Source organism: Streptomyces sp. NPDC002573 (assembly GCF_042889625.1).
Taxonomy (GTDB): domain Bacteria; phylum Actinomycetota; class Actinomycetes; order Streptomycetales; family Streptomycetaceae; genus Streptomyces; species Streptomyces gibsoniae.
In genome coordinates this window covers 128249-151976 of record NZ_JBIARC010000012.1, presented here as the reverse complement: position 1 = coordinate 151976, position 23728 = coordinate 128249, and the positions used below count along the sequence as shown (strand labels likewise).

19 protein-coding genes and 1 pseudogene are annotated in these 23728 nt (G+C 71.8%); 11 read left to right on the top strand and 9 right to left on the bottom strand.

Features of this window, described 5'->3' with window-relative positions; translation table 11 throughout:
- Positions 1-22 precede the first annotated feature (22 nt).
- Positions 23-709: an NUDIX hydrolase gene (locus ACFYX0_RS14635; protein WP_388970248.1), complete on the top strand. Its 687-nt coding sequence runs from the start codon at positions 23-25 to the stop codon at positions 707-709.
- A 121-nt stretch (positions 710-830) separates the two neighbouring features.
- On the top strand, positions 831-2030 hold the full coding sequence (locus ACFYX0_RS14630) for a MarP family serine protease (RefSeq protein WP_355917534.1): 1200 nt from the start codon (positions 831-833) through the stop codon (positions 2028-2030).
- 36 nt (positions 2031-2066) lie between these two features.
- Here the strand turns inward: ACFYX0_RS14630 and ACFYX0_RS14625 are convergent, their stop codons facing one another.
- From ACFYX0_RS14625 to ACFYX0_RS14600, 6 genes are all read right to left on the bottom strand, one after another.
- On the bottom strand, positions 2067-2246 hold the full coding sequence (locus ACFYX0_RS14625; RefSeq protein WP_311694881.1) for a hypothetical protein: 180 nt from the start codon (positions 2244-2246) through the stop codon (positions 2067-2069).
- Positions 2247-2410: 164 nt separating this feature from the next.
- Complete coding sequence (locus ACFYX0_RS14620) at positions 2411-3361, bottom strand: alpha/beta fold hydrolase (protein WP_388970246.1); 951 nt, start codon at positions 3359-3361, stop codon at positions 2411-2413.
- The gene (locus tag ACFYX0_RS14615) at positions 3358-3837 is read right to left on the bottom strand and encodes a phage holin family protein (RefSeq protein ID WP_355917528.1); all 480 of its coding nucleotides are present in this window, start codon (positions 3835-3837) and stop codon (positions 3358-3360) included. Before ACFYX0_RS14615 ends, ACFYX0_RS14620 begins: the two co-directional genes overlap by 4 nt.
- Before the next feature lie 130 nt (positions 3838-3967).
- Positions 3968-5407, bottom strand: coding sequence for a Na+/H+ antiporter NhaA (nhaA, locus tag ACFYX0_RS14610; protein ID WP_388970244.1), 1440 nt, complete (start codon positions 5405-5407; stop codon positions 3968-3970).
- A gap of 249 nt (positions 5408-5656) precedes the next feature.
- On the bottom strand, positions 5657-7612 hold the full coding sequence (gene acs / locus ACFYX0_RS14605) for an acetate--CoA ligase (protein ID WP_388970242.1): 1956 nt from the start codon (positions 7610-7612) through the stop codon (positions 5657-5659).
- Positions 7613-7823: 211 nt separating this feature from the next.
- Entirely contained in the window at positions 7824-10205 is a 2382-nt protein-coding gene (locus ACFYX0_RS14600) for a SulP family inorganic anion transporter (RefSeq protein WP_388970240.1), read from the bottom strand.
- Between the two features lie 338 nt (positions 10206-10543).
- On the opposite strand from ACFYX0_RS14600, the gene ACFYX0_RS14595 reads away from it, so the two are divergent.
- Positions 10544-11824 (top strand): hypothetical protein, encoded by a 1281-nt coding sequence (locus ACFYX0_RS14595; protein ID WP_388970238.1) that lies wholly within the window; start codon positions 10544-10546, stop codon positions 11822-11824.
- Positions 11825-11909: 85 nt separating this feature from the next.
- On the opposite strand, the gene ACFYX0_RS14590 is transcribed toward ACFYX0_RS14595, so the two are convergent.
- Positions 11910-12890 carry an ATP-binding protein gene (locus ACFYX0_RS14590; RefSeq protein WP_311694872.1) on the bottom strand — a complete coding sequence of 327 codons (981 nt, stop codon included), beginning with the start codon at positions 12888-12890 and terminating at the stop codon, positions 11910-11912.
- A gap of 100 nt (positions 12891-12990) precedes the next feature.
- On the opposite strand from ACFYX0_RS14590, the gene ACFYX0_RS14585 reads away from it, so the two are divergent.
- Positions 12991-13815 carry an oxidoreductase gene (locus tag ACFYX0_RS14585; protein ID WP_355917513.1) on the top strand — a complete coding sequence of 275 codons (825 nt, stop codon included), beginning with the start codon at positions 12991-12993 and terminating at the stop codon, positions 13813-13815.
- 483 nt (positions 13816-14298) lie between these two features.
- Here the strand turns inward: ACFYX0_RS14585 and ACFYX0_RS14580 are convergent, their stop codons facing one another.
- Complete coding sequence (locus tag ACFYX0_RS14580) at positions 14299-15123, bottom strand: HAD family hydrolase (protein ID WP_388970236.1); 825 nt, start codon at positions 15121-15123, stop codon at positions 14299-14301.
- Positions 15124-15775: 652 nt separating this feature from the next.
- Here ACFYX0_RS14580 and ssd point away from each other — a divergent pair.
- The 7 genes and pseudogenes from ssd to ACFYX0_RS14545 form a co-directional block, all read left to right on the top strand.
- Entirely contained in the window at positions 15776-16867 is a 1092-nt protein-coding gene (gene ssd, locus ACFYX0_RS14575) for a septum site-determining protein Ssd (RefSeq protein WP_388970234.1), read from the top strand.
- Positions 16868-16870: 3 nt separating this feature from the next.
- A complete protein-coding gene (locus tag ACFYX0_RS14570; RefSeq protein ID WP_388970231.1) occupies positions 16871-18187 on the top strand; it encodes a TadA family conjugal transfer-associated ATPase in 1317 nt (438 codons plus the stop codon).
- Positions 18188-18237: 50 nt separating this feature from the next.
- Positions 18238-19095 carry a type II secretion system F family protein gene (locus ACFYX0_RS14565; RefSeq protein ID WP_388970315.1) on the top strand — a complete coding sequence of 286 codons (858 nt, stop codon included), beginning with the start codon at positions 18238-18240 and terminating at the stop codon, positions 19093-19095.
- Entirely contained in the window at positions 19092-19928 is an 837-nt protein-coding gene (locus ACFYX0_RS14560; RefSeq protein WP_388970229.1) for a type II secretion system F family protein, read from the top strand. Before ACFYX0_RS14565 ends, ACFYX0_RS14560 begins: the two co-directional genes overlap by 4 nt.
- Positions 19929-20100: 172 nt before the next feature.
- Positions 20101-20319 carry a DUF4244 domain-containing protein gene (locus ACFYX0_RS14555; protein ID WP_311694867.1) on the top strand — a complete coding sequence of 73 codons (219 nt, stop codon included), beginning with the start codon at positions 20101-20103 and terminating at the stop codon, positions 20317-20319.
- A gap of 49 nt (positions 20320-20368) precedes the next feature.
- Positions 20369-20698 (top strand): TadE family type IV pilus minor pilin, encoded by a 330-nt coding sequence (locus tag ACFYX0_RS14550; RefSeq protein ID WP_355917494.1) that lies wholly within the window; start codon positions 20369-20371, stop codon positions 20696-20698.
- Positions 20695-21087 (top strand): annotated as a pseudogene (locus ACFYX0_RS14545) (Rv3654c family TadE-like protein); the annotation flags it as partial. The gene ACFYX0_RS14550 and the pseudogene ACFYX0_RS14545, both read left to right, overlap by 4 nt.
- Positions 21088-21209: 122 nt before the next feature.
- Here ACFYX0_RS14545 and ACFYX0_RS14540 read toward each other — a convergent pair.
- Positions 21210-23714 carry a DEAD/DEAH box helicase gene (locus ACFYX0_RS14540; protein ID WP_388970227.1) on the bottom strand — a complete coding sequence of 835 codons (2505 nt, stop codon included), beginning with the start codon at positions 23712-23714 and terminating at the stop codon, positions 21210-21212.
- Positions 23715-23728 lie beyond the last annotated feature (14 nt).

Below are 23728 nucleotides of genomic sequence, written 5' to 3'. Positions count from 1 at the left end.
GCACGCGAGTGATACGGACCACATGAGCAACACCGACGGTGGGCGGCTGCGGCCGAGCACGGAGGGCCTGCCCGGCTGGCTCGACCCGGTCGTACGGGTCGCCCAGAACGTCGAGCCGCTCCAGCTCAGCCGCTTCCTGCCGCCGGAGGACGGTGCCGGGCGCCAGTCGGCCGTACTGATCCTCTTCGGCGAGGGCGACCGCGGACCGGAGCTGCTGCTGATGGAGCGTGCCAGCTCGCTGCGCTCGCACGCCGGGCAGCCGTCGTTCCCCGGTGGCGCCCTCGACCCCGAGGACGGCGACCCGAAGACCGAGGGACCGCTGCGGGCCGCACTTCGCGAGGCCGAGGAGGAGACCGGGCTCGACTCGCGCGGCGTCCAGCTCTTCGGCGTGCTTCCCAGGCTCTACATCCCGGTGAGCGGTTTCGTCGTGACGCCCGTCCTCGGCTGGTGGCGCGAGAGAAGTCCGGTGGGGGTCGTCGATCCGAACGAGACGGCGCGGGTCTTCACCGTTCCCGTGGCGGATCTCACGGACCCGGCGAACAGGGCGACCACGGTGCACCCCAGCGGCCACCGAGGTCCGGCATTTCTGGTCGAATCCGCCCTTGTCTGGGGTTTCACCGCCGGAGTCATCGACCGTCTGCTGCACTTCGCGGGCTGGGAGCGCCCCTGGGACCGTGAGAAGCAGGTCCCGCTCGACTGGCGCTCATGACAAGGTGGCCTCCGTGCTGTGGTCTTTCGGGGGACGCCGTGCCCCGCTGCCGCTGCGCGACGGGCTCGGCCACCCGGCCGGATGACGGCGACCGGAAAGCGATGAGGCGAGGCTACAAGCAGTGAACGTGCTGGACATCCTGTTGCTGGTCGCCGCCGTGTGGTTCGCGATCGTGGGTTATCGCCAGGGCTTCGTCGTCGGCATCCTCTCGGTGATCGGCTTCCTGGGCGGCGGTCTGGTCGCGGTCTATCTGCTGCCGGTCATCTGGGACAGCGCCACCGACGGCGCCAAGGTGAGCACGACCGCCGCGGTGGTCGCCGTCGTGGTGGTGATCGTCTGCGCCTCCGTCGGCCAGGCCCTGACCACCCACCTGGGCAACAAGCTGCGCCGGTACATCACCTGGTCCCCGGCCCGTGCCCTGGACGCCACGGGCGGTGCGCTGGTCAACGTGGTGGCGATGCTCCTGGTCGCCTGGCTGATCGGCTCCGCCCTCGCCGGTACGACGCTGCCGACGCTCGGCAAGGAGGTGCGCGGCTCCAAGGTGCTCCTCGGGGTCTCCCGCGCCCTGCCCGCACAGGCGGACACCTGGTTCGCGGACTTCTCCTCGGTGCTCGCGCAGAACGGCTTCCCGCAGGTCTTCAGCCCGTTCGTGAACGAACCGATCACCGAGGTCCGGCCTCCGGACCCGGCCCTCGCGAGCAGCATGGTCGCCACGCGCGCGCAGCGCTCCATCGTCAAGGTCATGGGCACCGCGCAGAGCTGCGGCAAGGTCCTCGAAGGCACCGGCTTCGTCTTCGGCCGGCGCCGTGTCATGACCAACGCGCACGTGGTCGGCGGCGTCGACGAGCCCACCGTCCAGATAGGCGGCGAGGGCCGGAAGTACAACGCCAAGGTCGTGCTCTACGACTGGCGGCGCGACATCGCCGTACTCGACGTCCCGGACCTGCAGGCACCGGTGCTGCGGTTCACCGCCACCGACGCGTCCGGCGGCAGCAGCGCGATCGTGGCCGGCTTCCCGGAGAACGGGTCGTACAACGTCCAGCCCGCCCGGGTCCGGGGCCGCATCACGGCCAACGGACCGGACATCTACCACCGGGGCACGGTCCGCCGCGATGTGTACTCGCTGTACGCGACCGTGCGCCAGGGGAACTCCGGCGGTCCGCTGCTGACCCCCGACGGCAAGATCTACGGGGTGGTGTTCGCCAAGTCCCTCGACGACGCCGAGACGGGGTACGCGCTCACCGCGGACGAGATCCGGGCGGACGTCGTCAAGGGACGTACGGCGAACCAGCAGGTGGACAGCGACAGCTGCGCGCTGTGATGCCGGAGGGGGCGGGCCGCTTCCGGGACCGCGCGGTCAGCCGCGTGGGTGGCGCAGTCGCACCGAGACCCAGCGGGCCCGGCGGCGCAGAATGTGCGGGATCCCCACTCGGGGGTCCGTGCCCTGCAGCTGCGGAGCGCCCCTTTGGTGGGAGCCCGGCGCGGTGGCCGAGCGACGGTCGCGTGCTGCGTCACTGTAGTCGTGCGTCCAGCCCATACCCCGACGTCTGCCCCTGCCCCAAGGTCCATAACCGCCTCGCGGGCCCCCAATTGGCCTATGCGGCAGGCATGTGGCCGGTCTTGGAACAGCCGTTCCCGTCCGGGTACCGGGCGCATTCGCACGGTCACCGAACGGGTTCGAGGGGGCGTTCGAGCGCGTGGTCAGCGGTCGGGTTCGGGGTCCTTGAGCCAGTTGATCAGCTCGGCGGAGAACGTCACCGGGTCCTCCTCGTGCGGGAAGTGCCCCAGCCCGTCGAACAGCCGCCAGCGGTACGGCGCCTCGACGTACTGACCTGATCCGGCCGCGCTCCTGGTGCGCATGACGGGGTCCAGCGAGCCGTGCAGATGCAGGGTCGGGACCCGAACGGGCCGCTTCATACGGCGGTTGAACTGAATGCCGTCGGGCCGGGCCATGGAGCGCACCATCCAGCGGTACGGCTCGACGCAGCAGTGCGCCGTCGAGGGGATGCACATGGCGCGCTGGTAGGCCTCCACGGCCTCGTCGTCCGGCAGTCGCGGTCCCGACCAGTCCCGGATGAGCCGGCCGACCAGGGCGCCGTCGTCGGCGGTCAGCCGACGCTCGGGGATCCAGGGCCGCTGGAAGCCCCAGATATAGGAACTCGCGGCCGTCTGCCGCGCGTCGCCGAGCATCGCCGAGCGCCAGCGCCGTGGATGCGGCATCGAGGAGACGACGAGCCGGCGTACGAGCTTGGGGCGCATGGCGGCCGCCGTCCAGGCCAGATATCCGCCCAGGTCGTGGCCGACGAGCGCGGCGTCGGGCTCGCCCAGGGAGCGGACGACCCCGGTGATGTCGAGCGCCAGGTTCGCGGGGTCGTAACCGCGCGGTGTGCGGTCGCTGCCGCCGACCCCGCGCAGGTCCATCGCCACGGCGCGGAAGCCCGCGTCGGCGAGCGCCACCAACTGGTGCCGCCAGGCCCACCAGAACTGCGGGAATCCGTGCAGGAGCAGGACCAGGGGCCCGTCGCCCAGCTCGGCGATGTGAAAGCGCGCGCCGTTGGCCGCGACGTCACGGTGGGTCACCTCTTTGCCGCCGGGTACGTCGAGCCGTACGACCGAGGTGGATTGCGCCGAATGGGTGGCGGGGTCCGTCATGAGGACGAGCGTGCCACAGCTTCGGCCTCCGTGCCGTTCGGCTGCGCCTGGCGCGGGTGCGGTTTGGCGTGCTGCAGAACGCCGGCGGACTCCTTCATCGACGCGGCGACCTTCTGCGGGCCCTTGGCCTTCTTGGCCTTCTTCGCGAACACGAGGCCGATGAGGGCGAGCAGCAGCGCGACCACGACGTTGGCGGCGAAGGAGAGCAGGAAGCAGACGGCCAGGTTCCAGCCGCTCCAGGTCCGGATCCCGTAGGCCAGTGCGAAGTTCAGCATGGGCAGGGAGAACAGCAGCACGGCGCCCGCGGCCGAGAACGCGCCTCCGCTCGTCGCGCCACGCTTGACGTCTCGTTTGAGCTGAGCCTTCGCCAGTGCGATCTCGTCGTGCACCAGGGCGGACAATTCGGTCGTCGCCGAGGCGAACAGCTGGCCGATGCTGCGTTCGGCGCCGACCGGGCTGCCGTCGGGTGCGCTCATCGCGGTCTCCCTGTTCTCTGCGGGGCTACTCCGCCGACACTGCGGAGTTTTGCGGATGTGTCAGATCATGCCGGACGGCCGTTCTGTCCGCTTGCCCCGCCCGCCAGTTCGCACGCGTTCCGGCCCGGTCTCAACTCGGCCAGTCGTCGCGGCTGTCGGGCCGATGGTCCGGTCCCGGCCCGTCCGGAGTCCGGGTCGCGGCGGCGCCGAGGGCGGCGAGCCGGCGGTGCTCGGCGGCCTTGCGCTCATGGATCGCGGCCATACGCAGGTGATAGGCCGGGTCGTCCTGCGCGTACACGTCGGGAACGCCGTCCATGTCGTCGTCGCGCTCCTCCTCCGCGCACAGGGCACGGTACTTGGCGTTGCGGACCTTCAGCAGCGCCGTCGCGCACACGGCCGCGATCAGCGACCCGGCGAGGACGGCGGCCTTGACCTCGTCCGTGAGCGCCGGGTCCCCCTCGAAGGCCAGTTCGCCGATGAGCAGGGAGACGGTGAAGCCGATGCCGGCCAGGGAGGCGACGGCGAACACATCGGCCCAGGCGAGGCCCTCGCTGAGCGAGGCCCGGGTGAAGCGGGCCGTGAGCCAGGTCCCGCCGAAGATGCCGACCGTCTTGCCGATGACCAGGCCCAGTACAACGCCGAGCGTCTCCGGTCTGGTGAATACCTCCCGGAGTGCTCCGCCGGAGACCGCGACACCCGCGCTCAGCAGGGCGAACAGCGGGACCGCGACACCGGCCGACAGGGGGCGCACGAGATGTTCCATGTGCTCGCCGGGGGAGTGCTCCTCGTCCTCGTGGCGGTGGCAGCGCAGCATGAGCCCCATGGCGACGCCGGCGATGGTGGCGTGGACGCCGCTGTTGTACATCAGCCCCCAGATGACCAGCGCGAGCGGGACGTAGACGTACCAGCCGCGGACGCCCTTGCGCAGCAGCAGCCAGAACACGGCGAGGCCGGCGAAGGCGCCGCCGAGGGCCGGGAGGTTCAGCCGGTCCGTGAAGAAGACCGCGATGATCAGGATGGCGAGCAGGTCGTCGACGACGGCGAGCGTGAGCAGGAAGGCGCGCAGGGCGGACGGCAGCGAGGTGCCGATGACCGCGAGGACCGCGAGGGCGAACGCGATGTCGGTAGCCGTGGGGACCGCCCAGCCCGCCAAGGATCCGCCGCCCGCGGCGTTGGTGAGGGCGTAGACGGCCGCGGGTGCGGCCATTCCGCAGAGCGCGGCGACGACGGGGAGCGCGGCCGCCCGTCGATCCCGTAGATCACCGGCGACCAGTTCACGCTTGAGTTCGACCCCGGCGACGAAGAAGAAGATCGCGAGGAGTCCGTCGGCGGCCCAGTGCTGGAGGGACAGGTCGAGGCCCAGGGCGGTGACTCCGAAGCGCCAGTGGCTCACACTCTCGTAGCTGCTGTGCAGCGCGGGTATGTTCGCCCAGACCAGTGCGGCGACCGCGGCGAGGAGGAGCAGCACACCGCCGACCGTCTCGGTGCGCAGTGCGTCCGCGACGAAGGTCCGCTCGGGCAGCGAGAGCCGTCCGAGGAACTGGCGGGTGCGGGTGCGGGGCGCGGCCACGGTGGGGACCTCCGGTCGGGTACGGCTGACTGACCGCCGCCGCGAAGAACGCGCGAGCGGCTGGCCGACCAGACTTCCCGGCACACCCTGAGCTGATTATTTTACCGGATCCTTAATGGTGGAGCGGAGCATTCACCTTTCGGACCAACGGGGCAGGGCGGGGCTTTTCCGGTGGGGCGGCTGGGCTGCCGGGCACAAGACAAGGGCGCCCGGCATGGTGCCGGGCGCCCTTGTCGGGACGGGGAGGTCCTAGTCCTCGCTCGGTGCCGCCGGGAGCTTGGCCTGGATCAGATGCATCACCGTTGAGTCGGTCAGCGTCGTGACATCGCCGAGCTCACGGTTCTCCGCCACGTCGCGCAGCAGTCGCCGCATGATCTTCCCGGAGCGGGTCTTCGGCAGCTCCGCCACCGGCAGGATCCGCTTGGGCTTGGCGATCGGGCCGAGCGTCGCGCCCACGTGGTTGCGCAGCTCGGCGGTGAGGTCCTCGTCCTCGGACGCCGTCCCGCGCAGGATCACGAAGGCGACGATGGCCTGGCCGGTCGTCTCGTCCGCCGCGCCGACCACGGCCGCCTCGGCGACGGTGGGGTGGGACACGAGCGCGGACTCCACCTCGGTGGTGGAGATGTTGTGCCCGGACACGAGCATCACGTCGTCGACGCGCCCGAGCAGCCAGATGTCCCCGTCGTCGTCCTTCTTCGCGCCGTCCCCGGCGAAGTACTTGCCCTCGAACCGCGACCAGTACGTGTCGATGAACCGCTGGTCGTCACCCCAGATGGTGCGCAGCATCGACGGCCACGGCTCGGTGAGCACCAGATAGCCGCCGCCCCCGTTCGGCACATCGCTCGCCTCGTCGTCGACCACGGTCGCGGCGATGCCCGGCAGGGGCCGCTGCGCCGAACCCGGCTTGGCCTCGGTCACGCCCGGCAGCGGCGAGATCATCATCGCGCCGGTCTCGGTCTGCCACCAGGTGTCCACGACCGGTGTGCGATCGGCGCCGATGTGCTTGCGGTACCAGATCCACGCTTCGGGGTTGATCGGCTCGCCGACGGACCCGAGCACTCGGAGGCTGCTGAGGTCGAACTTGGCGGGGATGTCGTCGCCCCACTTCATGAACGTACGGATCGCCGTGGGCGCCGTGTACAGGATCGTGACCCCGTACTTCTGCACGATCTCCCAGAAGCGGCCCTGGTGCGGCGTGTCGGGCGTGCCCTCGTACATGACCTGGGTCGCGCCGTTGGCCAGCGGCCCGTAGACGATGTACGAGTGCCCGGTGACCCAGCCGACGTCCGCAGTGCACCAGTACACGTCGGTCTCCGGCTTGAGGTCGAAGACCGCCCAGTGCGTGTACGCGGCCTGGGTGAGGTAGCCGCCGGAGGTGTGCAGGATGCCCTTGGGCTTACCCGTCGTGCCGGACGTGTACAGGATGAACAGCGGGTGCTCCGCCTCGAACGCCTCCGGCGTGTGCTCGGCGGACTGGCGCTCGACGATCTCGTGCCACCACACGTCCCGGCCCTCGGTCCAGGCGACCTCCTGGCCGGTACGGCGGACGACGAGCACGTGCTCGACGTTGTCCACGCGCTCGATCGCGTCGTCGACGGCCGGCTTGAGGGCGGACGGCTTGCCGCGCCGCCAGCCGCCGTCGGAGGTGATGACGACCCGCGCGTCGGCGTCCTGGATACGGGTGGCGAGCGCGTCCGCCGAGAAGCCGCCGAAGACGACGGAGTGCGCGGCGCCGATGCGGGCGCACGCCAGCATCGCGATCGCGGTCTCCGGGATCATCGGCATGTAGACGGCGACCCGGTCGCCCTTCCGGACGCCCAGCTCCAGCAGCGCGTTCGCGGCCTTGGACACCTCGTCCTTGAGCTCCGCGTAGGTGATGGCGCGGCTGTCGCCCGGCTCGCCCTCGAAGTGGATCGCGACGCGGTCGCCGTGGCCGGCCTCGACGTGCCGGTCGACGCAGTTGTACGCGACGTTGAGCTTGCCGTCCTTGAACCACTTCGCGAACGGCGGGTTCGACCAGTCGAGGGTCTCGGTCGGCTCCACCGCCCAGGTCAGCCGCCGGGCCTGCTCGGCCCAGAAGCCGAGCCTGTCAGCCTTGGCCTGTTCGTACGCCTCTGCCGTGACGTTGGCGCCCGCGGCCAGGTCGGCGGGGGGCGCGAACCTGCGGTCTTCCTTGAGCAGGTTGGCCAGGCTTTCGTTGCTCACGACATCTCCCTTTCCCGGGGTGTCCGTTGTGTTCCAGGCCACAGCTCACCAGACCGGGGGGCTCGATGACAAGGGCCGACCCTAAATTGGTTTAGACCTGTCGTGCGTGCGTGGCCTCCGGATCTGCCCGAGTCCACGTGGCTCACGCCCTCCTGGTTCACCCGGCGATGGTGCGGCCCGGCGCACCGGCCCGGACCGCACCACCCCGGTCTCACGCCGGGCTGGGCGCCTTCCTGGCCGCGCCCACCCGTGCGAAGACATCGCCCTCCAGGGACGCGGCGAGCAGATACGCCTGGGCCTCACCCACGTGGAAGTACATGCCCTGAAGTTCGAGCGTGCCCTCGCCGAGGGCGCGGGCCACCGACTCGTGCGCTCTCAGGTGCTCCAGTTGCTGCACCACATTGGTCAGGCACAGCTGCTCCACCGCGTCGGCCGGCTCCCGCCCGGCGATCCGGGCCCGGGGCCGCTCCTCGTCGGACATCCGCTCCAGACTGGGCACGCCGTGGCGCAGCCATCGCTCGAGCGGAGTTTGCGCGGCCCCCGGCTCCGAGGCGAGCAGCGCCTGCATCGCGCCGCAGCCGGAGTGTCCGCACACCGTGATGAAGCGCACCTTCAGGACGTCCACCGCGTACTCGATGGCGGCCGCCACCGAGTCGTCCCCGCGCTCCGCGCCGGGCAGCGGCACGAGGTTGCCCACGTTGCGGACGACGAACAGGTCGCCGGGACCGCTGGACGTGATCATCGATGTGACGAGCCGCGAGTCGGCGCAGGTCAGGAAGAGCTGCGACGGCCGCTGTCCCTCACGCGCCAGCCGGGCCAGCTCGCCCCGCACCAACGGTGCGGTGTTCCGCTGGAAGGTGCTGATGCCCCGAGCGAGTTGCTGCCCGCTCGGCCCGGACCCCGCGGCCGGTCCGCCCGGACGGTCGCCGGGCGGTGAGGTCGGGGGCCGCTCGCACTGGTGGTTGCGCCACGGTGTCCAGGGCCGGCACCGGCACGCGGACGCCTCCGCGGGCTCCTGGCTGTCCTGGAGCGCGGGGGCGTCCAGGGAGGGGACCGCGACGGGGTTGCCGGCCCGGCCGGTGAGGGCCACCGTGCCGCCCTGCGCCCGGTGCGTCCGCTGCCAGTCCTGAAGGGACTCGTACGCCGCGTGGTCCATGAAGGATCCGTCCAGCTCCACGACGGCGTCCGTCCCGGCGGGCACCAGGTGCAGCGTCCGGCTGAGCCGGGGCACCGCGAGGAAGGTCAGCTGTCCTCGGACTCGTACGTGATGGACTCCCTTGTCGTCCTCGTGGGTGATGCGGGTGCGGGTGAGGCGGTGCAGGGCCACCGCGACGGCCACGGCGACACCCAGGATCACGCCCCCCAGGACGCCCAGGAGGGCGACGCCGAGGGTGGTGGCGGCGTAGACCAGCACTTCTCGGTGGCGGGTGACCGTGCGGATGTGGTGCAGGGACACCATCTGGATGCCGACGGCCATCACCAGTGCGGCGAGGGAGGCGAGGGGGATCAGCTCCAGCACCGGGACCAGCAGCAGCGCGGCCACCACTACCCAAACGCCGTGCAACATCGTGGAGTTCCGGCTGACGGCGCCGGCTCGGACGTTCGCCGAACTTCTCACCGCGACGCCCGCGAGCGGCAGTCCGCCGAGTGCTCCCGAGACGACGTTGGCCGCACCCTGTCCGAGCAGCTCGCGGTCCAGGTCCGAGCGGCCGCGGTGCGGATTCCGTCCCGCGGCCAGCTTGTCCACGGCGACGGCGCCGAGCAGTGACTGCACACTGCACACCAGCGTGGTGGTCAGCACGGCGACGGCGAGGCCGGTGCTGGATCCCTCGGGAAGCCCGGCCAGGGCGTGGCTGTGCCAGGACGGCAGGTCGACCCTGGGCAGCGGGAGCCCGGCCAGTCTGGCGACGGCGGTCGCCCCGGTGACGGCGATGAGCGCGGCCGGGACCTTGCGCAGGAGCTGTCCGGTGCGTCCGGGCAGCCGTGGCCAGACGAACAGCAGGGTGAGGGTCAGCGCGCTGACCGAGACCGCGGCCGGATGGAGACGGGCCAGCTGGGCGGGCAGCGCGCGCAGGTTGTCGAGGACGGCGCTGTGGGGGGTGCCTCCGAGCACGATGTGCAGCTGGGCGACGGCGATGGTGACGCCGATGCCCGCGAGCATGCCGTGCACGATCGCGGGACTGACCGCGAGCGCCGCACGCGCCACGCGCAGGCAGCCGAGGCCCAGTTGGGCGAGACCGGCGAGGACGGTGATGGCGCAGGTCGTACGCCATCCGTAGCGGTGGATGAGGTGGGCGGTGACCACGGTGAGCCCGGCGGCGGGGCCGCTGACCTGGAGCGGGGAGCCGCCGAACCGGCCGACGACGAGTCCGCCGACGGCGGCGGCGACGAGGCCGGACTGGAGCGGGGCACCGGTGGCTAGGGCGATGCCGAGGGACAGGGGGAGGGCGATCAGGAAGACCGAGACGGAAGCCGACAGATCGGCAGCCGCGACGCGGAAGCGGCGGGGCCGGGACGGCGGTGGGCTGTGGGGCTGGTGCAGGCGCTTCGTCCGAGTCGAGTCGGCGGCGCGGGTGGGGACGCAGGCGGTCATGGTCCCGTCTCCTCCGGGGTGGCGCGGTCGCGGAATGGGCGGTCCCCGGCCGACGGGCCGGGGTTCGGGGCGCGGCCGTGGGTCACGGCGTACAGCGGCGGGATGCTCCAACACTCGGTAAATGAACCGTAATGCCAAGTAAAGGAAACGTATCTGATATCCGAGCAAATAGGGCAATAAGTCACCTAGCAGAGTGAAGTAGCAATTTCATCGGCTTGTCATACAAATCCCTCTGACGTCCCATGTGACCTTGGCTGGACGGCGGGTGGGGGCGGGCTTCCGCCGCACCGCACGACTGATCGGCGTGGCCCCGACTGAAGGAAGAAGGTGGGCGGAGGATGGCCGCCACCCAGAGGATCGGCGCGGGCGTCGCAGTGGCCGCGGCCTGTGCCACCGCGTTCGCCGGTTGCTCGACCGGCACGACCGCTTCCGGACAGGGCATGAGCAAGGCTCCCGGTGCGCCGGCGCCGGAGAGTGCGGTCCGTCTGATCGGCGACGGGTCCACCGCGTACACCGGTGTGCAGCCGCATCTGCCCCGGCCCCAGCGGCTGAAGCCCGGTCAGCGGCCCCCGCAGTTCGTGGTCTTCTCCTGGGACGGGGCCGGCGAGGACAGCCACAAGCTGTTCTCGCACTTCCGCAAGGTCGCCAAGGCCAACAACGCGACGATGACGTACTTCCTGAGCGGTGTGTACCTCCTGCCGGAGGACAAACGCGACCTGTACCGGCCGCCTCAGCACTCCCCGGGCCGCTCGGACATCGGCTTCAACGACGAGAAGGGAATCCGGGACACCGTCGAGCAGCTGCGCCTCGCCTGGCTGGAGGGCAACGAGATCGGCACCCACTTCAACGGCCACTTCTGCGGCAACGACGGCGGGGTCGGCCGGTGGTCGGTCGAGGAGTGGAAGGACGAGGTCGCCCAGGCGAAGTCGTTCGTGGAGTCCTGGAAGACCAATGCGGCCCTGAGGAGCGAGCCCTCGCTGCCCTTCGACTATGACAAGGAGCTCATCGGCGGCCGGACGCCCTGCCTGGAGGGACGGACGAACTTCGTGAAGGCGGCTCGCGACCTGGGCTTCCGCTACGACACCTCCGGCATCGACAGGCAGGTCTGGCCCGGCAAGAGGGACGGCCTGTGGGACCTCTCGATGCAGCTCGTGCCCTTCCCGGGGCACTCCTACGAGCAGTTGACGATGGACTACAACTTCAGGACCGACCAGTCGGGCGCCCGGACCCAGGGTGATCCCGACAAGTTCGGTGTGTGGGGCGACCAGTTGCGCGACGGCCTGCTTCAGGGCTTCCAGCGCGCGTACGACGGAAACCGGGCACCCATGGTCGTCGGCAACCACTTCGAGACCTGGAACGGCGGCACATACATGCGCGCCGTCGAGGAGGTCGTCGAGCGTGTCTGCACCCGGCCCGAGGTGCGCTGTGTCTCCTTCCACCAACTCGCCGACTGGCTGGACGCGCAGGATCCGCAGGTCCTGCGGAAGCTGGGCACGCTGAAGGTGGGCCAGGCCCCCAAGGAGGGCTGGGAGTCCTTCCTGGCGGCCCACCCCGCCCCGGAACCCAAGGGGGTCCCGGGAGCGCCGCCGATCAAGCCGTCGGCGGGGAGCGGCCGCTGACCCGGCGGAACCGGTCGCCCCCGCCGGGGCGATGGGTGGCCGACGCGTCCAGGCCGCCGGAGCCGGCGAGGCCGGGCGCCGTTGCTCACACGGCGGCGACCAGGCCCTCCCTGAGGACGAACGCGGGGTCGATCTGCGCCGCCAGGTCGGCCCCGGTGCGCTCGTTTCCCCAACTGGTCGCGTTGCGCAGGTGGAAGTGCACCATCTGGCGGGTGTACCGCTCCCAGTCCCGCAGTTCGTACGTGGCGTCGGCGGCGACCTGGAGGACGCGCAGGGACCGACGGTTCGCGTCCTCCAGGAACTCGAACCGGGGCGGACGGCCCTTCTCCATGGAGCGCACCCAGTCCGAGTGCCCGACCGTCACGAGCAGGTCGTCACCGACCTCGGCGCGGAGGAAGTCGATGTCGTCCTGACCCTGCACCTTGTTGCCGACGACCTTCAGGACGACCCCGAAGTCGCGGGCGTACTCCTTGTACTGGCGATAGACGGAGACCCCCTTCCGGGTCGGCTCGGCGACGAGGAACGTGATGTCGAAGCGGGTGAACATGCCGGAGGCGAAGGAGTCCGAGCCCGCCGTCATGTCGACCACCACGTACTCGTCGCGGCCGTCCAGCAGGTGGTTCAGGCACAACTCCACCGCTCCTGTCTTGGAGTGGTAGCAGGCGACCCCCAGGTCGGCGTCCGTGAAGGGGCCGGTGACCATCAAACGGACGGCGTCGCCGTCGAGTTCCACCGGGCGCGCGCAGGCGTCGTACACCGGGTTGTTCTCCCGCACCCGCAGCAGCCGGGACCCCTCGCCGGGCGGAGTGGTCTTGATCATCGTCTCGGCGGAGGCGATCCGCCGGTTGCTGCCCCGTAGGTAGTCCTTGATCAGCCGAAGCCGTTCCCCCATGGCCGGCAGGGCCGCGGCCTCGTCCTCGTCCAGTCCCAGGGCGGGCGCGAGGTGCTGGTTGATGTCCGCGTCGATCGCGACGACGGGTGCTCCGACGGCGGCGAGGTGGCGAATGAACAGGGACGACAGGGTCGTCTTGCCGCTGCCGCCCTTCCCGACGAAAGCAATTTTCATGTTCACCAACAGTAGTCGTGTGATTGCCGTGCGTCGCAGTCGGCGTGAAGAAGACCACTCCATCGAAGGAGGGGGCGCGCGGGTGCGTAGTGTCGTACTCATGAGTACGACAGGTGCGACCGCCGATCCGCTCGCCGTTCTGGCGGCGCTGCCCGGCGTGGCCGAGTCCGTGGAGTCCGTGCGCAAGTCCGTGGACCGGGTCTACGGCCACCGGGTCATGCGACGTCGCAGCAATGAGATCACTTCCGAGGCGGCGCTGCGCGGCGCACGCGGCTCGGCGGCGCTCTCCGGGGCCGACTGGGCTCTGGAGGAAGTGCGCCGGCGTACCGATTTCAGCGGTGACGACGAGGCCCGGACGGTCGGTGCGGCCCTCAGGCTGACCGCGGAGGCGGGACAGCTGCTGTCGATCTGGCGGCAGTCGCCCCTGCGTGTGCTGGCCCGGCTGCACCTGGTGGCGGCCGCGGACTCCGACCCCCGTGTGGGGCGTCCCCGCCAGCAGGGGGAGTCGGTCGACGAGCCTCTGGTGGAGCTGCCGCTGCCGGATGCCGACGAGGTCTCCGGCCGTCTGGAGGGGCTCTCCCAGCTGGTGATCGCGGGGAGTGCGGCCCCCGCGTTGGTGACGGCGGCCGTGGTGCACGGCGAACTGCTCGCCCTGCGCCCCTTCGGCTCCCACAACGGCCTGGTCGCGCGTGCGGCCCAGCGCATCGTCCTCGTGGGCAGCGGTCTCGACCCCAAGGCGGTCTGCTCGGCGGAGGTCGGCCACGCCGAACTGGGCCGCGCGGCTTATGTCGCCGCGCTGGACGGCTATGTGTCGGGCACACCCGAGGGCATGGCGGCATGGATCGCCCACTGTGGAAAGGCCGTCGAGCTGGGTGTCCGTGAGTCGACCGCGGTCTGCGAGGCGCTGCAGCGCGGGGCCGCGTAGCCCCGGGCGGGCGAACCCCGGACAAGGGAACAGGCCCTCGCCGAGGGCCTGTTGCGTGGTTGCGGCGGTACGAGTGATCGTACCGCCGCTGGCATGCTCACCGGGTTACCAAGCGTCCTCGATATGTGCCCATCAGGCCGGGAACTGCTGCCCGTGCCTGGTGCGGCTGGCCCGTAATCGACGGGTCGACGTCGCGTGGGTGCTCGATGTTCATGCTGGGGTCCGTGGGGCCAATTTCGTGTTTAACGGCGATCCCTTCGGATTGTTTCCTTTGGTCTCGCGGGCCGCTAAACCCTTTGTACTACTCAGGCCGGGACGAGCGGAACCCCTTCGCCACAGTTCTTTACTTTTCGATTCAAAGAGGTGCAAATCGGGCAGAGGTCCGGCGTCACGCGCGCGTGCCGGGGCTGATGCGGTGTCGGTGGGGCTCCGGCGTCCGGCGCGGGGGCCGGCGCCCGGGGCACGTCAGGTCTGTGCCGGGGCTCATATGACCGGCGCGCGTCGTCTGCTCGCGTACCACACGAGCCCCGCCGTGGCCGCCGCCGCTCCTATCGCGGCGACCGCGAGGAGGGCCGGACGAGGCGGTACGGCAAGCCGCTGCTTCAGCCGGACCGGGCGGTGGAAGTCCAGGATCGGCCACCCGCGCGCGACTGCCTCGCGCCGCAGGGTCCGGTCCGGGTTCACGGCGTGCGGATGGCCGACCGCCTCCAGCATCGGCAGATCGGTCGCGGAGTCGCTGTAGGCGAAGCAGCGCGAGAGGTCGTACCCCTCGGACTCGGCGAGCTCCTTGACCGCCTCTGCTTTCGTCGGGCCGTAGGCGTAGTACTCCACCTCGCCCGTGAAGCAGCCGTCGTCGCCCACGACCATGCGGGTGGCCACGACGCTGTCCGCGCCGAGCAGCTCGCCGATCGGTTCGACCACCTCGGCGCCGGACGTGGACACGATCACGACGTCGCGCCCGGCGGTGTGGTGCTCCTCGATGAGGGAGGCGGCCTCGTCGTAGATGATCGGGTCGATCAGTTCGTGGAGCGTCTCGGCGACGATCTCCTTGACCTGCTGGACGTTCCAGCCGCGGCACAGTGCGGACAGGTACTCACGCATCCGTTCCATCTGGTCGTGGTCGGCACCGCCGATGAGGAACACGAACTGGGTGTACGCGGTCCGCAACGCGGCCCTGCGGTTGATCAGACCGCCTTGGTAGAAGGACTTGCTGAAGGTGAGCGTGCTCGACTTCGCAATGACCGTCTTGTCCAGGTCAAAGAAGGCCGCCGTGCGGGGCAAGGAGTGGTTTTCCACGGGCCAGAGCATAGGGCCCACCATTCGGCGTAAGGTGAGGCGTGTGGGTTTGCCTGAGAGGGCTCTCGGGTACACCATGGAAGTCACGGATCGTTCGCGACCGTGCTAACCCGGTCCGACTCCTCCCCCCCCGAGTCGGCCGTGGGGACGACCCCCGCTCTCCCCCCCGGCGGGGGTCGTCGCATGTCCGGGTGGGTTTTTCCCCTGTGCAGTCCGGCCTCGGGCCACTGAGCCCCTCTCGTGGCCGCAGTCTCGCAGCACCCTCGTTCGGTCACCGTGTGTAGCCGTTGCGCTGCTCTGTGGAAGCCGTCTCGCCCTCAACCACTCCCACCCGGCGGGAGTGAAGGCGATATTCACAATCACTGGGTTGTCCACAGTTATCGACCAAGATCCACATGATTTCCGGGATCGCTGCACCGTGATTCCAACGCGTCCCGCCGACGGCGAGTTCATGGCCGGTTCCGGTTTGTCGCGTGCGTATGGCCGGTTCGTATCGACCGCTCATATGCAAGCCGGTTGCCGGTTCTTCACACGAGTGGGAAGCGCGGGGCCCGGGTGGTTCCCGCGGACCGGACGGAAGAACGCGGAAGCGGCGCGCAGTCAGCGCCGAAGCGGAAGAAGCGCGCAAGAGGCGCGGAGGAAGCAGCGAAGGAGGCTGGAGATCGTGAGCGGAGCCATCACACACGACAGGCCGGACGCCGCCGATCAGCGGCGGAGCGGGCCGCTGATCGTCACCGAGGACGCCGAACTCCTCGACGATCTGCTGCGTCTGTGCGCGGCGGCGGGCGCCAGACCGGAGGTTCATCCGGGGATCCCGACGCGTCGGGGCGGCTGGGAAACGGCGCCGCTCGTCATCGTCGGCGACGATGCGGTGCGCCGCGTGCGCGGGGCCGCACGCAGGCGTGGCGTGGTGCTGGTTGGGCGGGATCAGGACGATTCCGGGGTTTGGCGGCGCGCCGTGGAGATCGGCGCCGACCACGTCCTGATGCTGCCCGACGGTGAGCAATGGCTGGTCGACCGCATCGCCGACGTGGCCGAAGGGGCCGGCCGTCCGGCGCTCACCGTCGGCGTGATCGGCGGTCGCGGCGGGGCCGGTGCGTCGACGCTCGCCTGCGCCCTGGCCGTCACCTCCGCACGCGAGGGAAGGCGCACCCTGCTCGTGGACGCGGATCCACTGGGCGGCGGACTCGACGTACTCCTCGGCGGGGAGACCACGGCGGGGCTGCGCTGGCCGGCGTTCGCCGCCTCCCGGGGACGGGTCGGCGGCGGCGCCCTGGAGGAGTCGCTGCCCGAACTGCACGCGCTGCGGGTGCTGAGCTGGGACCGCGGCGACACCGTGTCCGTTCCGCCCCAGGCGGTCCGGGCGGTCCTCGCCGCCGCCCGGCGACGCGGCGGCGCGGTCGTCGTCGACCTTCCGCGCCGCGTGGACGAGGGGGCGGCCGAGGTTCTCGCCCAGGTGGACGTCGGGTTACTGGTGATCCCTGCCGAGTTACGCGCCATCGCGGCCGCACGGCGGGTGGCGTCGGTGGTCGGCATGGTGCTGGGCGACCTGAGGGTCGCGGTCCGGGGACCTTATGCACCAGGGCTCGACCACCGCGAGGTGGCGCGGCTGCTGGGACTGCCGTTGCTCGGCGAAGTCCCTCACGAACCACCGTCCCGGGACGGTTCCGTGCCGCCCGGGGGAGCGATGCGGGGGCCGCTCGCCCGGTTCTGCGCGGCGTTCTGGGAGCGTGCGCTGGCCGAGGCGGGTGACTGACCCATGAGTACGAGCTGGGGCGCGACGGCGCGGGGCTGGGACGCGAGGGAGCAGGGCTTCGGGGCGGGGGTGGAGACGGACCATGGCGCGGTGCTCGGGTCCCGGGCGGGTCCGGGGGCGGTGCCCGGGGGCGGCATCGATGAACGCACACGGCTGCTGGACGGTGTGCGGCAGTGGCTGGTGGAGAGCGGGGCCGAACCGACTCCCGCGCGCGTGGCCCAGGCCCTGCGCGAGCAGGGACGGGTGCTGGGGGACGCGGAGGTGCTGGGCGCGGCCCGGCAGCTGCGTTCCGAACTCGTCGGCAGCGGCCCCCTGGAGCCGTTGCTCGCCGACCCTTCCGTCACCGATGTCCTGGTGTCGGAGCCCGATCGGGTGTGGGTGGACCGGGGCGGCGGACTGGTACTGACGGCGGTGTCCTTCCCGGACGCGGCTGCCGTACGGCGCCTCGCGCAGCGGTTGGCCGCCGTGGCGGGGCGGCGTCTCGACGACGCCAGACCGTGGGTCGACGCCCGGCTGCCGGACGGCACCCGGCTGCACGCGGTGCTGCCCCCGGTCGCGGTCGGCTGCACCTGTCTGTCCCTGCGCGTCGTACGGCCACGGGCGTTCACCCTGGACGAGCTGGTGGCGGCCGGGACGGTGCCCCCGGGCGGGGACCGCGTGCTGCGGGCGCTGATCGCCGCCCGGCTCTCCTATGTGATCAGCGGGGGTACCGGATCCGGCAAGACCACACTCCTCAGCGCGCTGCTGGGCGTGGTGGGACCGGCGGAGCGCATCGTGCTGGCCGAGGACTCGGCGGAGCTGCGCCCGGACCACCCGCATGTGGTGCGCCTGGAGGGCCGGCCCGCGAACCAGGAGGGCGTGGGGCTGGTCGAGCTCCAGGACCTGGTGCGGCAGGCCCTGCGGATGAGACCCGACCGGCTGGTCGTCGGAGAGGTGCGCGGCCCCGAGGTGGTCTCCCTGCTGGCCGCGCTGAACACGGGGCACGAGGGCGGCTGCGGGACGCTCCACGCGAACGCGGCGGCGCAGGTGCCCGCTCGGCTGGAGGCGCTCGGCACCGCCGCGGGCCTGGACCGGGCCGCGCTGCACAGCCAGCTGGCGGCCGCCCTGTCGGTGGTCCTCCACCTCGTGCGCGACCGGACGGGACGGCGTCGGATCGCGGAGGTGCATGTGCTGGAGCGGGACGCGTCGGGGCTGGTGGTGACGGTGCCGGCGTTGCGGTGGGGACCGGAGGCGTTCATGCCCGAGCGCGGGTGGGGGCGGCTGCGGGAGCTGCTGCGGAACGGGAGCGATGCAAGTGGCGCAGGCGATCCGGGCGAGTGAAGCGATCAAGGCGATCAAGGCGATGAGGACGACGGGAGTGCGTGGTGGTGATGGGGATCGGTCAGATGTCGGTCGGCGCGGGACTGGTGTGCGCCGGCGTGGCGGCCCGGATGATGAGCGGCCCGAACACGGGGGCGCACCGCGCCCGGCTGCTGTTCGCGGGCGGTGGCGCGGCGGCGGGGGTGGGCCCGCCGCTCTGGAAGCGGTTCCTCGGCCGGGCGCGGAGGCTGACGGCCGAATGGTGGTCGCTCGCCGCGGGGGCGCTTGTCGCGGTGCTCGGCGCGTCCGCGCTGCCTCTGCTGCTGGGGGCCGTGGGCGTGGCCGTCCTGCGCAGGGTGCGGCTGGCGCGGGAGGCGCGACAGGTGTGGGACGGCCGCGGTGAAGCCGTGATCGCGCTGTGCGCGTCGCTCGCCGGGGAGGTGCGCGCGGGGTGCCAGCCGGGTGAGGCGCTGTTACGGGCCGCGCGCGACTCGGGCGGCCTCGGCGAGGCCCACGCTGCGGTGCTGGCGGCGGCCCGGTTCGGTGGGGATGTGCCGGGTGCGCTCGCGGTCGCGGCACGGCAGCCGGGGGCCGACGGCTTGTCGGGGCTCGCGGCCTGCTGGCGGGTGGCCGTGGACCGGGGTGCGGGCCTGGCGGCCGGACTCGACCGGCTGGAGGCGGCCCTGCGCGCCGAACGCGACCAGCGTGCCGATCTGCAGGCCCAGTTGGCGGGCGCCCGCTCGACGGTGGTCCTGCTCGCGGGGCTGCCGGTCCTCGGCCTGCTGCTGGGCACCGCGCTGGGCGCCCACCCGCTGCACGTGCTGTTGCACACCGGAGCCGGACTGGTCTGTCTCGTGACCGGCGGTGTGCTGGAGGGCGCGGGGATGTGGTGGGCGCTGCGGATCGTGCGAGGGGCGGAGGCGGCATGAGCGCCGGAGTTGTCCACAGGCTGTGGGTGCTGTGTGGGATCCCGGCGCTGGGGTGGTCGGTGTGGCTCCTCGCCACCACGCGGCACGAGCGGAGGGCGCGGCGGCGGCTGAGTGCGCTGCTGACCCGGGACGACGCGCCCGAGAGGCCGGAGAAGCGAAGGAGAGGGGCGCGCGGCGCACCCCCTGAACGGCAGGGCATCGGGCCGCGGCTGCTGGGGGGCGCCCCGCGACGGTGGCTGCCGGTCCTGGGGGCGTTGTGTGCCGGCTGGCTGCTCGTCGGAGGGCCGGGCGGGGCGGCGGCCGGACTGGTCACCGGAGTGGGCGTCGTGCGATGGCGAGCCCGGCAGGAGCGCGACCGCCTCGCCCGGGACTGCGACACCGGCGTGGCGGCCCGCCAACTGCCGCTGGCAGCCGATCTGCTGGCGGCGTGCATCGCGGCCGGTGCGGGCCCCGTGGCGGCCGCTCAGGCCGTGGGGCAGGCGCTGCGAGGGCCGGTCGGGGAGCGGCTGGAGCGAGGTGCGGCCGAGATGCGGCTGGGTGGTGAACCTGCCGACGCCTGGCGGCGGCTCGCCTCCCTCCCCGGCGCCGCAGCACTGGCCCGGCTCCTGGAGCGGGCGGGTGACTCCGGAGTACCGGCGGCCGCGTCGGTCGGGCGCCTGGCGACGGAGGCTCGCGCTGAATGGGGCCGTACGGCGACGGCTCGTGCGCGCCGGGCGGGCGTCCTGGTCACCGCCCCGGTGGGGCTGTGCTTCCTGCCCGCCTTCATCGCGGTCGGGGTGCTGCCCGTGGTGATCGGACTCGCGGGCGGGCTCCTGGGAGGAGGCGGCCGCTGACGAGGGACGGATGACGGGCGGGGGCGGTGGGCGGATGGGTGGAGAGCGGAAAACGGAGAGCGGTGCGTGGCGATCGTACGGAGTCGCACGCCTCGATCGAACGGATCACACGGCTCGATCGAACGGATCAACGGAACAAACAACAACGGCATAGCAACCGACGGGGGTTGGCATGAGCAAGGTGGTACGGGTACGGGCTCGGATGCGTGCGCTGGTGCGCCGGGTACGGCCGGCGGTGCGCGGGGATGCGGGCATGGTCACATCGGAGTACGCGGTGGGGATCATCGCCGCGGTGGCCTTCGCGGCGCTTCTCTACAAGGTGCTGACGAGCGGGCAGGTCAGCGCGGAGTTGCAGGACATCGTGAAGCGGGCGCTCAGTGTCCGGATGTGACGGGTCGCCGGTGTGCCGGGGAGGAGGCCGCTGTCGGGACCGAGGATTCGTGACGGCGGAGACCGCGGTCGTCCTCCCCGCCCTGGTGCTCTTCGCGACGGCCCTTCTGTGGGCCCTGCTGGCCGCGTCCGCGGAGATCGAGTGCGTGGACGCGGCGCGGGCGGGGGCCCGGGCCGCGGCCCGGCAGGAGCCCGCCGACGTGGTGCGGAGAGTGGCCCGGCAGGCTGCGCCGGACGGAGCCAGGGTCACGGTGAGCCGGGAGGGCGACACGGTGCACGTGTTGGTCGTCGCTCACCCGCCGGGCCCGAGGGCGCTGACGCTCGAACTGCGGCACGAGGCCGTGGCGTCGGCGGAGGAGACCGTGGGGGTGAATCGGTGAGCCGTCTCGGTGACCGCCGGTGCGGCGGAGCTCGCTCCCTGTCCGGGCTGCTCGACGTACTCAACGCCCATGCGGAGAGCGTCCGAAGGGCGCGCTCGGCAGGGGCCCCCTCGGACCGCGGTTCCGACCGCACTTCGGACCGCGGTTCGGCGACCGTCTGGGTCGTGTGCCTGACCGGAGCCCTCTGTGCCGTCTTCGGCGTACTGCTGGCGCATGGGGAGGTCGTGCTGGTCCGCCATCGTGCGGCTGCCGCGGCCGACCTGGCCGCGCTGGCGGCCGCCGACCGCTGGACGGAGGGAGGTGAGGCGGCGTGTACGAGGGCAGGTCGCGTGGCGGGAGCCCAAGGGGGTCGACTCGTGCGGTGTGTCGTCGCGGGGGAGGTCTCCGATGTCACGGTGGCATCGGTCTCGGGTCCCTTCACCGCCGAGGTGAGGGCGAGGGCGGGACCGGCGGAAGCGGCGGCGCCGGAGGAGGGGCTTCCGGGACCACCGGCAGCCCCGCCGCGACCGTCCTATGCCCGGGCCTCGCCTTCCGCCTTCGCCGGAGCTTCCGTCTCGCCTTCCGTCTCCTGCGGCGCCCCGCGCAGCAGCACCGTGAGGAGGCGCACGGCCCCCCTCTTGTGCAGCGGGTCGTTGCCGTTGCCGCACTTGGGGGACTGGATGCAGGACGGGCAGCCGGCCTCGCACTCGCAGGAGGCGATGGCCTGGCGGGTGGCGTCCAGCCAGGAGCGGGCCGTGCGGAAGGCCCGCTCCGCGAAGCCCGCGCCGCCCGGGTGCCCGTCGTACACGAACACCGTGGGCAGCAGGGTGTCCGGATGGAGCGGGACGGACACGCCCCCGATGTCCCAGCGGTCGCAGGTGGCGAAGAGCGGGAGCATGCCGATGGAGGCGTGTTCGGCGGCGTGCAGGGCGCCGCCGAGGATCTCCGGGCTGATCCGGGCCTCGTCCAGCTGGTCCTCGGTGACCGTCCACCACACGGCTCGGGTGCGCAGCGTACGAGGAGGGAGGTCGAGCTTCGTCTCGCCCAGCACCTCGCCGGTGATGAGACGTCGGCGCAGGAAGGAGACGACCTGGTTGGTGACCTCGACGGAGCCGTAGCAGAGCCGGCCCTCGCCCCAGGGGACCTCGAGGTCCGTCTCCAGGACGGAGATGGACGTCGTGTCGCGGGCGACCGTCGAGTACGGCGGGTTGGCTTCCTCGACCAGGGCGACGGAGTCCTCCAGCTCAAGTGACCGCACCAGATAGGTCCGGCCCTGGTGCAGATGGACCGCGCCCTCGTGCACCGTGGTGTGCGCGGCGCCCGCGTCGACCGTGCCGAGCAGCCGCCCGGTGCCGGCCTCGACGACCTGAACCGGGCGCCCGCCCTCCCCGCGGATGTCCGCGAGGTCGGCGGCCCGCTCCCGGCGTGTCCAGTGCCAGGCCTTCGTGCGGCGGCGCAGCAGTTTCGCGGCCTCCAGCTGCGGCAGCAGTTCGGCGCACGCGGGGCCGAACAGCTCCAGGTCCTCCTCTGTCAGCGGGGACTCGGCGGCCGCCGCGCACAGGTGCGGGGCCAGGACGTACGGGTTGTCCGGGTCGAGGACCGTGGACTCCACCGGCTGGTCGAAGAGGGCCTCGGGATGGTGGACGAGGAACGTGTCCAGCGGGTCGTCTCGGGCGACGAGGACCGCGAGGGCGCCTTGGCCGGAGCGGCCCGCGCGGCCCGCCTGCTGCCACAGGGACGCCCGCGTCCCCGGGTAGCCGGCGATGAGGACGGCGTCCAGGCCGGAGATGTCGACACCGAGTTCGAGGGCGGTGGTGGCGGCGAGGCCGAGGAGCTCTCCGGAGTGGAGGGCGCGTTCGAGGGCGCGGCGTTCCTCGGGAAGGTAACCGCCGCGGTACGCGGCTACGCGCCGGGCCAGGGAGCGGTCGACCTCGGCCAGACGCTCCTGGGCGATCACCGAGATCAGTTCGGCGCCGCGGCGGGAGCGGACGAAGGCGACCGAGCGCACGCCCTGCACGGTCAGGTCGGTCAGCAGATCGGCCGTCTCGGCGGTCGCGGTACGCCGAACGGGTGCACCTTTCTCGCCGTGGAGCTCGGTCAGCGGGGGCTCCCAGAGGGCGAAGACCAGCTCGCCGCGCGGGGAGGCGTCGTCCGCGACCTCGACGACCGGGAGACCGGTGAGACGGCGGGCGGCCACCGAGGGCTCGGCGGCGGTCGCGGAGGCCAGCAGGAAGACGGGGGAGGAGCCGTAGCGGGCGCAGAGGCGGCGCAGGCGGCGCAGGACCTGGGCGACATGGGAGCCGAAGACGCCGCGGTAGGTGTGGCACTCGTCGATGACGACGTACTTCAGGGCACGCAGGAAGGAGGACCAGCGCGGATGTGAGGGCAATATGCCCCGGTGCAGCATGTCGGGGTTGGTGAGGACGTAGTTGGCGTACTGACGCACCCATTCGCGTTCCTCGGGGGGCGTGTCGCCGTCGTACACCGCGGGGCGGACCGCTGTGCCCAGGGGTTGTGAAAGTTCCTTCACGGACCGGCGCTGATCTGCCGCGAGAGCCTTGGTGGGGGCCAGATAGAGGGCGGTCGCGCCCCGCCCGTTCGGGGCCTCGGAGCCGTCCAGCAGGCAGGACAGCACCGGGACGAGGTAGGCGAGCGACTTGCCCGACGCGGTGCCCGTGGCGACGACCACCGAATCGCCGTCCAGGGCGTGCTCGGCGGCGAGCGTCTGGTGGGCCCAGGGGTGCTCGATGCCCGCGTCCCGCACGGCGGCGACGACCTCCGCGCGGATCCGGTCCGGCCAGACGGCATGGCGGCCCTCTCGCGGGGGCAAGTGCTCCGTATGAGTGATGCGCGAAGCCCGGCTCGGCCCCGAGGCGAGCCGGTCCAGCACCGTGGCCGGCGCGAGGCGGGACACGGGGTCTGTCGGGGGTCGATCGGATCGGTGATTCTTGGCCATCGGCACCGAGTGTGTCACTGGCGTGACGGACAATGGGCCCAAGGCGTCGTGCACGCCTGCCGGTAAGTGATTGAATGCCATCGCGGCTGGCGAAC